The organism is Rhizobium alarense (assembly GCF_021555155.1).
GTDB classification, from domain to species: Bacteria; Pseudomonadota; Alphaproteobacteria; order Rhizobiales; family Rhizobiaceae; genus Rhizobium_D; species Rhizobium_D alarense.
Window position 1 is genome coordinate 1 of the sequence record NZ_JAKGBU010000107.1, and the last position, 14,707, is coordinate 14,707.

General features: G+C 60.4%; 14 protein-coding genes and 2 pseudogenes. 7 read left to right on the plus strand and 9 right to left on the minus strand.

Translation table 11 applies throughout. From position 1 onward, the window contains the following. Nucleotides 1-167: 167 nt before the first annotated feature. From LXM94_RS23115 to LXM94_RS23140, 6 genes and pseudogenes are all read right to left on the minus strand, one after another. Entirely contained in the window at nucleotides 168-725 is a 558-nt protein-coding gene (locus LXM94_RS23115) for a helix-turn-helix domain-containing protein (RefSeq protein ID WP_235773830.1), read from the minus strand. Between the two features lie 685 nt (nucleotides 726-1,410). Further along, a pseudogene (locus LXM94_RS23120) lies at nucleotides 1,411-1,728 on the minus strand (IS5/IS1182 family transposase); the annotation flags it as partial. 36 nt (nucleotides 1,729-1,764) lie between these two features. Continuing rightward, on the minus strand, nucleotides 1,765-2,787 hold the full coding sequence (locus tag LXM94_RS23125) for a nucleotidyl transferase AbiEii/AbiGii toxin family protein (protein WP_235773831.1): 1,023 nt from the start codon (nucleotides 2,785-2,787) through the stop codon (nucleotides 1,765-1,767). Next, entirely contained in the window at nucleotides 2,780-3,373 is a 594-nt protein-coding gene (locus LXM94_RS23130; protein ID WP_235773832.1) for a DUF6088 family protein, read from the minus strand. Before LXM94_RS23130 ends, LXM94_RS23125 begins: the two co-directional genes overlap by 8 nt. 75 nt (nucleotides 3,374-3,448) lie before the next feature. Beyond that, on the minus strand, nucleotides 3,449-3,928 hold the full coding sequence (locus LXM94_RS23135) for a hypothetical protein (protein ID WP_235773843.1): 480 nt from the start codon (nucleotides 3,926-3,928) through the stop codon (nucleotides 3,449-3,451). A gap of 179 nt (nucleotides 3,929-4,107) precedes the next feature. After that, nucleotides 4,108-5,010 (minus strand): LysR family transcriptional regulator, encoded by a 903-nt coding sequence (locus LXM94_RS23140; protein WP_235773833.1) that lies wholly within the window; start codon nucleotides 5,008-5,010, stop codon nucleotides 4,108-4,110. 356 nt (nucleotides 5,011-5,366) lie between these two features. On the opposite strand from LXM94_RS23140, the gene LXM94_RS23145 reads away from it, so the two are divergent. The 6 genes from LXM94_RS23145 (at nucleotide 5,367) to LXM94_RS23170 (ending at nucleotide 10,908) form a co-directional block, all read left to right on the plus strand. Beyond that, on the plus strand, nucleotides 5,367-6,164 hold the full coding sequence (locus LXM94_RS23145; protein WP_235773834.1) for an amino acid ABC transporter ATP-binding protein: 798 nt from the start codon (nucleotides 5,367-5,369) through the stop codon (nucleotides 6,162-6,164). Nucleotides 6,165-6,177: 13 nt separating this feature from the next. Beyond that, entirely contained in the window at nucleotides 6,178-6,837 is a 660-nt protein-coding gene (locus LXM94_RS23150) for an ABC transporter permease (protein ID WP_235773835.1), read from the plus strand. 11 nt (nucleotides 6,838-6,848) lie between these two features. After that, a complete protein-coding gene (locus LXM94_RS23155) occupies nucleotides 6,849-7,580 on the plus strand; it encodes an ABC transporter permease (protein WP_235773836.1) in 732 nt (243 codons plus the stop codon). After that, nucleotides 7,570-8,736, plus strand: a complete 1,167-nt coding sequence (gene alr, locus LXM94_RS23160) for an alanine racemase (RefSeq protein ID WP_235773837.1) — start codon at nucleotides 7,570-7,572, stop codon at nucleotides 8,734-8,736. Before LXM94_RS23155 ends, alr begins: the two co-directional genes overlap by 11 nt. A 1-nt stretch (nucleotide 8,737) precedes the next feature. Continuing rightward, entirely contained in the window at nucleotides 8,738-9,583 is an 846-nt protein-coding gene (locus LXM94_RS23165) for a transporter substrate-binding domain-containing protein (protein WP_235773838.1), read from the plus strand. Between the two features lie 71 nt (nucleotides 9,584-9,654). Continuing rightward, on the plus strand, nucleotides 9,655-10,908 hold the full coding sequence (locus LXM94_RS23170) for a CapA family protein (RefSeq protein WP_235773839.1): 1,254 nt from the start codon (nucleotides 9,655-9,657) through the stop codon (nucleotides 10,906-10,908). Nucleotides 10,909-11,239: 331 nt separating this feature from the next. On the opposite strand, the gene LXM94_RS23175 is transcribed toward LXM94_RS23170, so the two are convergent. Next, a protein-coding gene (locus tag LXM94_RS23175) for an IS630 family transposase (protein ID WP_408015690.1) occupies nucleotides 11,240-12,300 on the minus strand; the annotation gives its coding sequence in 2 pieces (ribosomal slippage) (nucleotides 11,240-11,779 and nucleotides 11,782-12,300; 1,059 coding nt in all). 107 nt (nucleotides 12,301-12,407) lie between these two features. After that, nucleotides 12,408-12,626, minus strand: a pseudogene (locus LXM94_RS23180) (IS66 family transposase zinc-finger binding domain-containing protein); the annotation flags it as partial. 75 nt (nucleotides 12,627-12,701) lie between these two features. Here LXM94_RS23180 and LXM94_RS23185 point away from each other — a divergent pair. Then, nucleotides 12,702-13,814, plus strand: coding sequence for a Fic family protein (locus LXM94_RS23185; RefSeq protein ID WP_235773841.1), 1,113 nt, complete (start codon nucleotides 12,702-12,704; stop codon nucleotides 13,812-13,814). Between the two features lie 154 nt (nucleotides 13,815-13,968). On the opposite strand, the gene LXM94_RS23190 is transcribed toward LXM94_RS23185, so the two are convergent. After that, nucleotides 13,969-14,707, minus strand: a 739-nt coding sequence (locus LXM94_RS23190) for a toprim domain-containing protein (protein WP_235773842.1), incomplete at its 5' end; no start/stop codon positions are given.

Here is a 14,707-nt window from a genome sequence, read left to right on the forward strand (position 1 = left end):
GTTCTATGGGCAATTCATGTGTGTTGGCGGCAAGATTACGCATCCACTCGTCGTGGATGTCGTCGGTCCAGCGCGCCTCGACAAGGCCGTCAAAGGCGCACTGGATCAGGACGTTGCGTAGATGGAAGGGATAGAGAACGCAGGCATCATAGACCGCGACGGGCGGGTTAGAGGCCATGGGTCTGAATGAGGTCCTCTGTGTCTTCGGCAAGTGCATCCATCGCCGCCTGCCGCGTCTCGAGCCTGGCTTTCAGTGCGAGCACGTCTTTCAGGAGCGCGCGGCGGTGTTTGCCGACATAGCGGAATGGCAAATCGCCTCGGTCCATGCGCAGGACGACGAGCGGACGAGAGATGCCGAGAATGGCCGACGCCTCGGTCGGGCTCAATTCCTGGTCTTCGGCTAGGACGGCGACGCGCTCGCCACGCAGCATATGCGCCAAAAGCGCTTCAACTGCCGCGGCGGCCGAGGGTGGGATCGAGAGCGTCCGTTCCTTGCCACCTGCATGACGAACATGAAGTTCCAGCCTGTCGCCGGCAACCAGTTTCGGCAACGGCGAGGCTGTCTTACGGTCGCGATCCGACAATCCGGCGAAATGAACGATCTGGCTGGCCATGGCGATGTCTCCTTGATCGTCAATATAGTGCGCATGGCCGGTAACTGCAATAACTGAAAACTCGACGCCATACGGGTCACGCGATCGGCTGTCTCCGGCTTGGGCTTCCACGTTTCGCGTCGGGGATGGCAGCCGGGCTGAGAACACTATAACAGGTTCTAGATAGCCAGCGCGGAGTGGCGTCTATGCCATCTCGCCGGGTACGGCTTCCCCTGGCTTCGCCGTCCATATCATATGGGTTTTGTCCCCGATTTCAGCCAACACTTTGACGACATCGATCGGGCAAAGATGTTTGGTTACGGAGGACATTGGGTGAAAGTCAGGGGTGAAGCTGATGACTTTCACCCATGCTCATCGCAGTAGTGGTGGGCGGCCCCCGGTAACATTTCCATCGGCAATGGGACTATAGCGTTCGGGTTATGAAAGACACTCACCCCTTCGATCCAATCCTCCTCATAGCCTGGAGAATTCACGACGACACGAAAAAACTTCGGAAAGATTGCATTGGGATTATGATCCACCATCTGGCCCATCGCGGATAGCCAGCACATTCTGTGAGCCGAACTTGCCGAGGATGCCGAGCCGGTTGAATTTGGCGATCGTGCCAGCATTGCTGGTGATGACCGCGCTGACATGCTCGGACCCTGGTAGCCTGAAAAAACCTGACGGAATGATTTTATCGCCCCATTGGTGCTGTTCAATCCGCACAGGGGAGATGACGAGCTTGCCTTCACTATCGAACGCCGCAGGATGCTTATAGCCGTAAAGATAGCGCTCGAGCGCTGACTGCGAATGCAGTCAGCCCACGTTTCTGGCCTGCGGTATAGACCTTGAAGCGATGGCTTGGCGGGGCGTTGTGGCCCTTGTAGCCGGCGTCGAGGACGATGCGCGTGAGCGTCGCGCCGACCTGGCGCTCGATGGCCGGAATGACGGTTTCGAGTGTGTGGCCGTCATAGGGTTTTCCGGGTAGCGCCTGGACATGGGTGACGAACTGGCCGCCCTTCGAGCGGTTGAGCGTGGTGGCGACGGAGACCTTGACGCCGAATTCATACGGCTTGTGCGCCTTGCCCTTGCCGATGCATTCGACCTCTGGCGCATGCATGGAAAAGACCCGCAGGTCGGCGTCCTTCGGCTGTCCGCCTGCAATCGGCTATTTTGACGTGTCGGTTTCGTTGGCGTGCGCCTGAATTTGTGCGCATCGCTCGATCAGGTGCTCGAACGGCTCGGAATCGCCGAGCAGCAAACCGTCGTCGACCATGCGCTCGTAATCCTCGCCGAGCGCACGAAGACCTTCTCCGGACGGTGTCAGAACCAGATTGCCGTTGACGGCTGCGGCGTAGTCGATGGGCGAGCGGTCGGCTGCCTTTTCCGCAAAGAACATAGATTTGTGTTTCGCCACCGCGTTGGCAAGCTCTCGATCCTTGAATGCCGCCTCGGCAAAGCCAGCATCGTCCATCCGGACAACGTCGTGCCAGTGACGTGCAAACCGATCGCCGCGGAGGCGCTCCTGCAGACAGAAGACGTGGATCGCAGTCGCTTTTTCCCAGAACGTCCGCTCGGCGTGCATGACGCGGGGACTCGCTTTCGGAAATTCGACATCATCGACCTGACCTGAGGCGTCGCAGTTTACGTCGCGCATGCTGGCTGGCTCGCCGGTCGACCGTGCTCCGAACTCGAGCATGACGCTCGGAGCGACGTAGCCGGATCCGCTGCTCACCGCTTCATAGTCCAGGTAGAGCGTATCGCTCTCGAGGCGGATTGCCGCCGGAAGAGATTGATCGCGCAGCGCGCCGGCGATAACTGGCTGAACCGACTCCGACACCCAGACCGGAAGCCGCTTTCGCACTTCGCTCGTCCAGCGTTTCTCCTCGCTGCGGGTTTTCGGTAGCGCCTCATTATTGTCGCCGACCAAATCCGGCGCCAAAGCCCTGATATCGTAGGTCAGATCCACATCCTCGGAGAACCTTTTGATAACGCCGTAAGCTTTCGAGAGCGAGGTGCCGCCCTTGAAGACGAGATGCTCGCCGAGCTTGGACGAATAGAGCGTCTGCAGCGTCCAGACGACCCAGACATCCTTTTCGAGCAGATGAATGGGCCGTCCGGTGCGGTCGGCTGCCACGGCCAAAGCTTCGCGTCGGTCGTCCTTTGACAAGGTCAGGAATACATCAACCATGCGCGGCCTTTCCCACGCTTCTTGCCAGCCAGGTGGGGAACTTTGGCGCTGCTGCTACCAACTCGCCGAACTCGTCCGGCGGCAGCTTTCGCTTGATCCTCGACAGAGCTTCATCGGCTTTCTCCGGCCCAAGCCAGGCGAGCGCACGGACCGCCACGCCGGCGGGCCGATCGGCCAAGGCCAATTGCCAGCGAGGCACATGCTTGAACTCGACCGTCTGCTTTCCAAGGTCCATCGTCCGGCTGCGGCCGGATGTCAGGTAGACGGAGCGGACCGGGACCTGGGTGGTCAGGCCCAGGGCATTCGCCGCGGCGGCGCCGTTTGAGACGATGACCTCGCCGCGTTGCTGCGCCACTGCCTCAACTGCCTGTTCGACGGTCGGCGGCCGGTTGCCAAAACGACTTTTGACCGGCCGCATATAGATGCCGCGGCCGGCCCGGACGAGCTCGCCGCGCTCGGCCAGTCGCGAAAAAGCCTGGTCCAGGGCAGCACGATTTCCGAGATGCAGAAAGCTCTTGGCGGAAAGCGCAGATCCTTCCGGCAGTCGTTCAGCATGGCTCATAATTTGCGAGGTCAGTTTATGCATGGTACTTCTCCTGTCAGAAATATATGCAAGTTTCTGACAGTTTGCAAGAGAACGAGAAGGTCGGCGGACTCCGACCTACTGACCAAAATTTATATCAAAATATTGGCAGTGACCCCGCTTGTCGCTCCACCAACCGCTACTCAAAACCAAGCTATCAAACACTTCCAACATCGCATCGCTGATGGCCTTGCCGAGCGTGGCCGCCGTGTTCGCAAGCGCCTCCTCGTCCATATCGCGAGCGGTCATCGCAAAAGCAGCTGCCTCGGCCGTTACGATTGTCCCGGACAACGCGGTCTCGGCATATGCCCCTTCGAACGAATTGCCGTGCCATTCGGTGACGACATCTCGTCTATCCAGGTCCAAGTCGGAGCTTTGGCGTCGTGGTCGCCGCTGAACACTTGCATGCTGCATTTCGGAAAGAACGCTGGGTTGTGGCTGCAGCATTGGCGCAGATGAAAGCTCTGTGCCGGACACCGCCTGGCCCATCCGAAGCAAATCAACCCCGCTCTTTATGGATGGCGTCCTGGAACCATTGATAGCCGATAGAAGTGACATTGGCTTCGGTTGCGGGCAGGACAGGACCGTTCGTCCAGTTGAACCGGTTTTGTGGAATGGCGGGGTCTGAGATCAGAACGCGAAGCGTGGCGAGCGGTGCAGCGAGTTCGGCCTGATGGGCTATCAACCACTCTTCAAGACCGGCGATCGAGCGTCTCCACGCCAGCCGGTACTTCGGCCTAACGTGCGCACTCGACTAGGACGTTCACGGCTTCCTGAGACATCGGGCCAAGATGCCGGCCCTTTTGCCAGAACACAACGTAATGATAGAGGGCGCTTGGCTCGAAGGGGCGGATTTCGACATTGAAGCAAGTGACCTGCCGGGCGGCGAAGGTGTTGCTGCTTGAAATGCCCAGGCCTGCTGCGACGAAGCTGACCTCCTGGCCGATCACATCCACCTGGATGGCGAGATGCGGCTCCGCGCCCATGTACCGCATCGCGTTTTCGCTCATAAGGTGAGATTGCATCTGCGGTTCGATATCTGCAAGCGGTTCGCCGACCAGGTCTTCAGGCCGGATCATGTCCTTTTGGGCGAACCGATGATCTGGATGGAAAATGCAGACATTGGTCGCCGTGGCCACCGGGCGCCAATCAAAAACGTTTTCGTCCAGCGGCAGGCGACCAAGTCCGAGATCCGCCCGACCCTCTAGCACATGGTCGGTCACCTCCCGGTAGGTGCCGGATTTGAGGTGGACCGCCGCGACCGGGTGGCGCGACCTTAGCATGCGGATGGCGTCGGGAAGGAGCCGAAGCGAGAAAACATGAGGCGCTGCGATACCGATCGTATCGCTGTCGATGCCTTGGAGAGAGGCGACAGTTTTTGCAATTCTTTCCATCTGCACGAAAGTCGCATCCGCATCCCGAAAAAGCGTCATCGTCTGGGCTGTCGGAAGGAGCCGCCCTTTGTCGCGTACGAACAATTGCACGCTGAGCAGGGCCTCCAACTGCTTGATCTGCTGGCTGACCGCAGGCTGGGTGATGTTGAGTGCCTTTGCTGCCGCCCGCTCCGAGCCTGTCCTGACGACCTCGCGCAGGATCTGAAGCTGGCGGAGCGTGACGCCTGTTCCTGCGATTTCTACCATGATGCTGGTCCCCCTGCGGCACGCCGATTGTAGCCCTGTATCTGCAAAGATCAACTTATACCATCATGCCGCGGAGCCCTCACTTCAGGTGGAATGGCAGCTATCTATATAATCCTGGCTTATCGAAAAATAATCTCGCTTATAAATTGACGCCGTGAAGGCGGCAGGCAATTGTGAGTTCACAACGCCGCTCCGACAGACATCCGGCGTCCCCGGAACACAAGGTGTTCCGATACATCGAAAATCGAAAGCGAAAGGGTGGTGCCGCTCCATGCGCGCAGCAAGGGCGTTGTGGTGTCCAGCATTCGGCGTGCCTTGCGCAGGCGGCAGGACGTTTACCGCGAGGATATGGGACGATGCGTGAAGCGTTGGTGGACCAGGTGCCGGCACACGGCATTCGCGCCGAGCGCATCGAAAAGCGGCTCGGCGAAAACGATGTTTTGCGGGGCGTCGATCTCACCGTCCGGCCCGGTGAGATCCTCTCTATCCTGGGCAGCAGCGGTTCAGGCAAGAGCACGCTTCTCCGGTGCCTCAATCTCCTGACCGTTCCCGATCGCGGCGACATCTGGGTGCATGGCGAGAAGCTGGCGATCCGGGCCGCATCGCAGCAGGGCGGGCAGGCCGGCATCCTCGACCATCGGCAGGTCCGAAGGGTGCGGGCTTCCATGGGCATGGTGTTCCAGAGCTTCAATCTCTGGCCTCACAAGACGGCGCTTGAAAATGTCACGGAAGGCCCCGTCCTCGTAAAGGGAATCCTGCGCAATGCTGCCGCCGATCTCGGGCGTCACTACCTCGCCAAGGTCGGGCTCTCGGATAAGGCGGACGCCTATCCGCGCCATCTTTCCGGCGGCCAGCAGCAGCGCGTGGCGATCGCCCGTGCGCTTGCGATGGAGCCGCGCGTGCTGCTCTTCGACGAGCCGACCTCGGCGCTCGATCCGGAACTGGTGGGCGAGGTGCTGCGCGTCATGGCAGCACTTGCGGGGGAGGGGCGCACCATGGTGATCGTCACCCACGAACTCGCCTTCGCGCGCGAGGTATCGACACGGGCAGCCTTCATGCATCAGGGGTTGATTGAGGAGGAAAGCCCGCCGCAGGAATTCTTCTCCTCTCCCGTCTCCAGCCGTCTTCGCGGCTTTCTCGTCTCACATCGATAGAAGGACGTCGCGCATGGACGGTTTTGTGGTGCAGTTCGTCAATGGATTGAAGACGACGATACTGCTGGCGCTTGTCAGCGGCGCGCTCGGCATGGCGCTCGCATTGTTTGCCGCGGCAGGGCGACTGTCGCGGTGGAAGGCCATAAGCCTCGCCGTCGGCTTCTACACGACGATCATTCGCGGCGTGCCTGAGCTCATCATCATCCTGCTGATCTATTTCGGTGGAACGGTCGCTATCAGCGCCTTCTTCGGTCGCTATGTCGAGGTCAACGCGTTCCTCGCCGGGGTCGTGTCACTCACCGTCGTCTTCGGCGCCTATGCGGCAGAAATTTTCCGAGGCGCGGTGCTCAGCATACCGTCGGGACAGATCGAGGCGGCCCGCTCGCTGGGGCTGCATCCATGGCAGACCTGGCTGCTGGTCATCCTTCCTCAGATGCTGCGTATCGCCCTGCCGGCCCTTGCGAACCAATGGATCTCCCTCGTCAAGGAAACGTCGCTGATCTCGATCGTCGGGCTGACCGACATCATGCGGGTCGTCGCCATCGGCGCGGGCTCACTACGGGCGCCGCTGACGTTCTATCTCGCCGCATCGGCCCTCTATCTCACGCTGACCAGCCTTGCGCTGGTGATCTTCAACCTCCTCGAACGGCGTTTCGCCGTTCCGGGACGGTGAGGGGCCACATCATGGACATAACGCTCCTCCTCACCAGCACGGTAACGCTCGCCAGCGGCATTCCGCTGACGCTCCTCCTGACATTCGCATCGCTCCTAGCGGGCCTCGTCCTCGCGGTGCCCCTGGCCTTCATCCGAGCGTCGTCTCGGACGTGGCTCTCTCTGCCTGTGCTCGCCTATACCTACGTATTTCGCGGCACGCCGCTGCTTGTCCAGCTTTTCATTATCTACTACGGCCTCGGCCAGATCGGTGCTATTCGCTCGAGCGTCCTCTGGGTCCTGCTGCGCGATTCTTTCTGGTGCTGCCTGCTGGCTTTTTCCCTGAACGGCGCTGCCTACACGACGGAGATTTTTCGGGGCGGAATCCAGGCTGTGGCGACCGGCATGATCGAGGCCGCGCAGGCGGTCGGCATGTCGCCATTGCAGATCAAGCGCCGAATTATCTTCCCGATCGCTTTTAGAAGCGTTCTTCCGTCCTATGCCAACGAGGTTATTAGTCTCGTAAAAGCGACGTCGCTCGCCAGCACCGTGACCTTGCTGGAGATAACCGGCCTTTCGCGACAGCTGGTCTCGGAAACGTTTGCACCCTACGAGATCTTCATTGCCGCCGGTGTGCTCTATCTCGGCCTGACTTTCCTCTTGACCAGCTTCTTCCACGCGCTGGAGGCCCGGTTGAATTGCGCCCCGCGCGCCAAAACACACGCGCACCGGGTCGCTCTACAGCAGGTGGCCCATGAACAATAGTCTCCGTCAAAACCCATCGCCACTCTGCGAGGCTGCCTGGCGCGAAATCGACCTGTCGGCTATCGCCTCTAATTACCGCGCCATCCGGGCGGCAATCGCCCCTGGCACAAAAATCTTCGCCTGCCTGAAGCAGGATGCCTATGGATGCGGGGCGGGGAAGGTTGCGGCCCTCCTGTCCGCTGAGGGTGTCGACGCCTTTGGCGTGGTGTCGATCGCCGACGCTCTGGCCGTCCGAAAAGCGGCGCCAGGAAGACCCATCCTCCTGTATCCGGGCATTGGCCCAAACGCTGTCGATCTTGTCCGCGATCTCGATCTGACGATTTCGATTTCCGGCGAAGAGGATCTGGCCAGCTGGCTTGCGACGGGCGCGTCGCTCAAGGTTTTCGTGAAGGTCGATCTGGGCTTTTGGCGCGGCGGCGTGGCTCCTTGCAACCTCCGGCGTCTGATGGATTTGTGCACCTCGGAAAGCAATGTCGCCGTTGACGGCCTTTATGCCCATCTCAGCGAATTCGGTGACGCCGGTTCCTCCACATCGGCCCAGGTTGCACGCCTGACGCCGCTTATCGAAGGGCTGAAGGCGGAGGGGCGGCTTCCCGCAACCGTCATGGTCTCAAGCAGCGAAAGCCTGCTTAGCCATCCGGAATTCGACATGGATGCGGTCGATCCTGGTGCGCTCCTCTTCGGACTGACCCGTTCTCGCACCGGCCGCCGAGCCCTGCCCACCCGCCTGGCCCTGTCGGCGATCAAGGCACGTATTGTCGCGCTCAAGACATGCCATGACAGTATGGGGGCGCCTCCGGGCCTGCCGGGATACCACCCGGCCATGCGTCTGGCGGTGCTGGGGATCGGTTGGGGGCATGGGGTGCCGCGCAACCTCGGTTCCTCGGCCTCGGTGCTCGTCAGGGGACGGCGTGCGCCCATCATCCCGCCCATCCACCTCGAACATCTTCGCATCGATGTCACGAATATTCCCGAAGCGACGCTCGGGGATGAAGCGGTTCTGCTCGGCTCTTCCCGCGCGGACCGCATTACGCTGCCGGAGCTCGCAGAAGCCTGGAACACGGACGAAACGGGCGTCGGCTGCGGCCTGCGGGAGAGCCTGCGGCGGATAGACGTCGCACCACAATCGAATCCGAACCAAGAAGAAGGGGAATAGCATGAAACGACATCTGACTTGCACCATCGCGGCGTTCCTGCTCGTCGCCGGCCTTGCCCATGGCGGGGAGCGTACGGCGATCACCATTGCCTCGGAAGGGGCCTCGCCGCCGTGGGACTATATCGACGAAAACGGCGCGCTCGTCGGTTTCGACATCGACGTCGGCAACGAGCTCTGCGCCCGGATGAAACTGCAATGCACCTTCGTCGCCCAGGATTGGGACGGCATCATCCCCGGCCTTCTGGTGAAGAAGTACGATGCAATCATGGCGGGCATGTCGATCACCGAAAAACGCAAGAAATCAATCTCCTTCTCCATTCCCTATGCGGTGGCGCCGAACCAGATCGTCATGCGCCGGGCTCTCGGCCTGCCGCCCAGTGACATCGAAGCGAAGCTGAATCTGACGGATATCGACGACACGAAGAAGGAGACCATCGAAAATCTGAGAGAAAGCCTGACAGGCCGAACCCTCGGCGTCCTTCGCTCGTCCAATTCGGAGGCGGTCGTCCAGGAACTCTTCGGCGATGTTGCGGAGGTGCGCAGCTATGACAGTCAGGAGAACCTCAAGCTCGACCTCACCTCCGAGCGAATCGACGGAGGCTTGGGAGACCGTTTGGTCTGGAAGCAGTTTCTCGACACGCCGGAGGGGAAGGCGGTCGAATTCTTCGGCCCGGAGCTTTCCGGCGGCACCTGGGGCCCGGGCGTCGGTGTCGGTCTTCGCAAGGAGGATACCGATCTTGCAAAAGCCTTCGACAAGGCTATCGAAGCGAGCGTCAATGAGGGCGCCCTTGGCAGGATTAGCCAAAAGTGGTTCGGCGTGGATATTTCCCCGCAGCTCGCCAAGTGACAACACCCAAGCGACTTCCGGCGGCCTAACGGCCGCCCGCCCCCCTGAATTCATCTCCAAGGTATGCCACTATGTCTTCACCGTTCACGCTCGCCCTGACCGGGCAATCTCTGATTCATCATGATGTTCGGCAGGTCTCGGACGATGGATTTGCCGCGATCAAGGCGCTAATCAGGCAGGCTGATATCGCTTTCACGAATTTCGAGACGACGATTTTCGGCCGGCACGGCGGATGGCCGATGAAAGGTTCCTACTTCGGCTGTTCGGCGCCCGTGGTGCTGGACTCGCTGAAGGACATCGGCTTCAACGCTCTGTCGCTCTCCAACAATCACGCCTTCGACCTCGGTCCTCCCGGCGTTCTGTCGACTCTGGAAGAAGTGGCTGAGAGAGCGTTCCTTCACGCTGGCATCGGCATCAATGCCGCGGATGCGCGCCGGCCGGGAACGAAAACCTTCGGCACAAGGCAAGTGGCGCTCGTTGCCATGGACGCCGGACCTGGCCCGGCGACCATGTATGCGGCCGATGCGACAGACCGACGTCCTGCAAGACCCGGCGTGAACGGGCTCGAGGTCTCGAGACGATTCGAGATCGAGCCCACGGTGTTTGCCAGCCTGACCGCCATTCAAGAGGCCTTCCAAAGTAGTCCGATGGAACGGGGTAACTATGCCCAGCCGCACGATCCGCCTGAACTTCAATCGGCTGACGAGATCGATTTTTACGGAACGATTTTTTGCCGCTCCTCGCAGAACAGGCGCCGGATCTTGGTGGACGAGGCGAGCCTGCAAGGTCACCTCTCGAAGATCCGTCAGGCCGCTGCGGAGGGCGCCTTCGTCATCGCCTACCTCCACCATCATCATTGGGAGCCGAACTGGCGGGAGGTTCCCACGTGGGTTCAGTCGCTTGCGTGTGCTTGTGTTGACGCCGGCGCGAGAATGTTCGTCAGCCATGGCGCTCCGGTCCTACAGCCCATCGAAATCTATCGCGGCGCGCCGATCTTCTTTGGGCTTGGCAATTTTCTCTTCCATCTCAATGAGGGCGAAGTGGTGTGGAGCGCGCCGGATGTTTGGAAGAGCGTTGTCGCGACATGCCGCTTCGACGAAAGCGCCAAACTCCAATCGATCGACCTTCATCCCATTGTGATTGGCGGTGAGAGGCTGGAAACCGACAACTATCATGAGCGGATCGTTCCGGTTCCAGCTCCGAAAAGGCTTGCAATCGAGATGATTGAGGATTTGGCGGTCCGTTCACAAAAACACGGCGTGACGATTTCTCTCGAGGAATGCCGCGGGAGGATTGTGGTAGCTAACGGTCGTGAAGCGCGTTGATTGTGTCGGTTCCTGATCCTACAGCGATTGGCGCGTACAAGCTTCAAGAGGGGCGGGGGTTCATATCCTTTTCAAGACCTAAAGGGAGAACTGCTGCCACTGATAGGTCCGCAAACGATGCGGCCCTGGACGGGCACGTCCGGTGCCGCCGATAATGGCCGGATATGTCCGCCATTCGTCCAGCGGGGTGCTTTTACCCTGTATCAGCAGGGCTATTCTCGGCTATCCTCAAACTTCAGGAGTACGAGAAATGTCCGAACAAAAAGCCGCGCTGCTTGTCATCGATGCCCAGGAATCCTTTCGCCAGAGACCTTATACGCCCCCTCACTGATCAAAACTCATTGGCCCATTCTCTGCGCCCGATAGACATGATGCGCCAAGGCTGGCTTTCGAGCTTTCGCCAGGCATCGCAGCAATGATCGACGATGTCTTCGTAGGACTTGAAGACTCGGTTTGAGAGCCAGTTGTCGCGCATGAAGTGCCAGAGGTTTTCGACCGGGTTCAGCTCCGGTGACTTCGGCGGCAATGGCAGGATGGTGATGTTGCCGGGGACGACGAGATTGTTGGACATGTGCCAGCCTGCCTGATCCATGATGAGGATGGCGTGCGCGTCATCGGCAACATGACGGGAGATTTCTGCCAAGTGCTGGATCATGGCATAGGTATCGCACCAGGGCATGACCAGCGCCGCCGCCTTGCCGAGCTTCGGGCAGATTGCGCCGAAGATGTCGGCCGACCTTGTGCGCTGATCGCGTGATGCTGAAGGCCGTGTTCCGCGTCTGGCCCAACGGCGCGTGATCTTGTTCTTCTGTCCGATACGGGCCTCATCCTGAAACCAGATTTCTATCCGTTTTCCTCGGGCTGCTCCGGCGGCAATCTCGGCCACTGCGGCGGGGAAGCTTTTTTAAAATCCTCGCTGGCTTGAGGGTCTTGAGCGTGATGTTTGGGCCGGGCAGCCAGCTTGCGATAGCCCATGGCCCGGACTTCACGGCTCAGCGTTTGCTCGCTCACCGAAACGCGAAACTCTTCCCAAAGCCATTGCGCCAGATCGCACAGACGCCAGCGAACAACGCCGTCGAGATAGGGTGTCGGCCCACGCTCGATGGCCTGCGCCAGGGCCACACGCTGCTGATCGTTCAACCGCGACTGCTGACCGGGAGCCTTGCCATTGATCAGCCCTTCAGGGCCGCGTTCGTTAAAGCGCATGACCCAGTCCCGGACAATCTGCAGGGTCACATTGCCGAGGCGGGCGGCATCGGAACGCGAGCCGCCGTCGTAGATCGACGCCAGTGCCAACAGACGTCGTGCCTGGGCTGCGTCCTTCGTCTGCCGCGCCAGACGCCGCAGACGTTCTCCATCAAAATCTTCACGCAACGAAATCCCTGGTCGCATCGTAAACCTCCGGCTTGCCCCAGAGATTCAGCTTCACCGCGTTTTGGGAAGGCCAAAGAGTCGAGGTCAGCGAGGCGGCGTATAATACCCTGGCGGCTCACGATCTACGCTTGCCGATAAAGCGGCAAATGATCGGCATATTTGGAAACCAGCATATGGGCGACGGTTGCTTCCGTTGGCAGTCCCGCCTGGATTAGCCGTGCTGGTGCCGGAGCCTGAACGACGCCGTCGGTGCAGGCACGGCACGCATATTTGGGACGGCGCGTGACGAGGACGCGGAACTGCGCAGGGATCACGTCCAGCCGCTCGGAGACATCCGAGCCAATGACGAGCGAAACAAATAGCTTTTATCGCTCACATTATTGCGTCATTGTGGGCGATAAATATGAGGTTTATCGCTTATGGCATGGAATTGGGAATTGGAGAGGTGGCCGGATTTCGAATGGAACCGCGATCTGCTGCGGGTCAGGGAGCAAGCATTCGTTGAGAATGCGGCTATCGCCGTCGGCACCATGCGCCATCTGGGGAAAAATGACCGCGAGGACGTTGTGATCGAGCTGCTCAGCTCCAATGCGTTGAGCACATCGGCGATCGAAGGGGAAGTCCTCGATCGCGACAGCGTGCAATCGTCCCTTCGGCGGCAGCTTGGAATGTCCGCGTCCGCTTTCCGCAGCAGGCCGGCAGAGGCAGGTATTGCAGAGATGATGGCGGACCTCTACCGCCACCCGCTTGCCCCCATCACCAAGGAGCGGCTGTTCGAATGGCACCGGATGGTCATGAACGGCCGCCGCGACATCGCCGATATCGGCGGCTATCGTCTCCACGACGAACCGATGCAGATCGTGTCAGGCGCATTCGGCCGCCAGCGCGTACACTTCGAAGCACCTCCATCCGATCGCCTGGCCGCCGAGATGGGCAGCCTTCTCAAATGGCTTGATCTGACCTCTCCGGAAGGGCCGGAGCCGCTTGCCGCCCTCACCCGTGCCGGCATCGCGCATCTGTGGTTCGAGAGCATCCATCCTTTTGAGGACGGCAATGGCCGTATCGGCCGTGCGATCGCCGAAAGCGCGCTTGCACGGGCGGTTTCGACGCCAACCTTCAGTGCCTTGTCGAAATCGCTGCTGAGGCATCGCAAGGACTATTACGCCATGCTGGAGGCAGCGAGCACCACGCTCGTTATAGATGATTGGCTCTCATGGTTTGCGGATCGGGCGCTCGAAGCCCAGAAATCAGCGGACGACTTGGTCCGCTTCCTGATCGAAAAGACGCGCTTCATGGACAGGTTGCATGGCGCGTTGAACGAGCGACAGGAAAAAGTGCTGCTGCGTATGCTGGCCGAGGGTCCTGAAGGATTCACGGGGGGCTTGAGCGCCGGCAACTACGCGACGATGACCGGCGCTCCGCCTTCCACAATCACCCGTGATCTCTCCGACCTGGTCGAGAAAGGAGCGTTGCTGCGCACCGGCGAGCGCAAAGCAACACGCTATCGGCTGAATCTCACAACTGACGCATAGGCGGCCTGCTCAAGGAGGAGCGTCAGCAGGCGGGCTAAGCTGCGATCCGCTCAGCTTCGGCATCATCGCGGGCGGATTTGGCCAACGCTTCCTCCACTTCTCGCAGCGCCCGGCGCTTCTCAGCCAGTTCGTCCGCGAAGGCGAAGGCGCCACCTTACCGGGACTGATAGGACGAAAGCCACCGCTGGTGCTCCTCCAGCCGCTGGCGATAGCGCTCCCGTTCTTTCTCGAACCCGCCGAGCGCGTGCTCGAGCCGGGAGATCGCGCCAAGCGGCGTGACGGTCACGGCCAGCTCGATCTCTTGGATCCCGCCGGTGCGCTGGAGTAGGGACTGATAGTGGTAACTGTCGCCCTGGCCGAAGCGCTCGCCCTCATAGATGAGATCAAAACCGCCGATCGATGCGATTTGAATCTCCCCCTCCTGTTGAAGCTGGACGAGGGCGAGGATTTCCTTCATCAACACCCGACCGGCATCCTTGCGTTCCGTGTGCGGCTTACGGCCGCCTCTCCTTCCTTCCATTCTCCTTTCCTCTTCCCGCGCTCGCAGGGCGTCATTCCAATCCTCGGCCGGCGGCGTCAGGCGAAACCAGTTGCAGCCGACATCTGAGGCGGTGCCGCGCAGACGGCCGGCGAAGGTCTCGCCCTGGCTGTTGGCATCCGTGGCGGCGAAGAGCTGAGCACCGGGGCGCGAGGCGAGCACACGAACTGCAGCTTCCGTCGCCGGCGACCATCCTCCGCCGGTGCTCAGATAGAGACTGCCCTCTCGCAGCCCTTCGAAGGCGGCGAGGCTCATGGCGTCGATCGCCGACTCGGTAATGAACCGCGCCGGGTTTGCCGGAGACCCCAACTCGTGAGAAGTAGGGTCTATGACAAGCAAGACGACGAACAAATTT

Coding starts and splice junctions, on each gene's coding strand:
- LXM94_RS23125 (WP_235773831.1), bottom strand. CDS start 2,787: ATGGTTGATGTATTCCTGACCTTGTCAAAGGACGACCGACGCGAAGCT.
- LXM94_RS23130 (WP_235773832.1), bottom strand. CDS start 3,373: ATGCATAAACTGACCTCGCAAATTATGAGCCATGCTGAACGACTGCCG.
- LXM94_RS23135 (WP_235773843.1), bottom strand. CDS start 3,928: ATGTCACTTCTATCGGCTATCAATGGTTCCAGGACGCCATCCATAAAG.
- LXM94_RS23140 (WP_235773833.1), bottom strand. CDS start 5,010: ATGGTAGAAATCGCAGGAACAGGCGTCACGCTCCGCCAGCTTCAGATC.
- LXM94_RS23145 (WP_235773834.1), top strand. CDS start 5,367: ATGCGTGAAGCGTTGGTGGACCAGGTGCCGGCACACGGCATTCGCGCC.
- LXM94_RS23150 (WP_235773835.1), top strand. CDS start 6,178: ATGGACGGTTTTGTGGTGCAGTTCGTCAATGGATTGAAGACGACGATA.
- LXM94_RS23155 (WP_235773836.1), top strand. CDS start 6,849: ATGGACATAACGCTCCTCCTCACCAGCACGGTAACGCTCGCCAGCGGC.
- alr (WP_235773837.1), top strand. CDS start 7,570: ATGAACAATAGTCTCCGTCAAAACCCATCGCCACTCTGCGAGGCTGCC.
- LXM94_RS23165 (WP_235773838.1), top strand. CDS start 8,738: ATGAAACGACATCTGACTTGCACCATCGCGGCGTTCCTGCTCGTCGCC.
- LXM94_RS23170 (WP_235773839.1), top strand. CDS start 9,655: ATGTCTTCACCGTTCACGCTCGCCCTGACCGGGCAATCTCTGATTCAT.
- LXM94_RS23185 (WP_235773841.1), top strand. CDS start 12,702: ATGGCATGGAATTGGGAATTGGAGAGGTGGCCGGATTTCGAATGGAAC.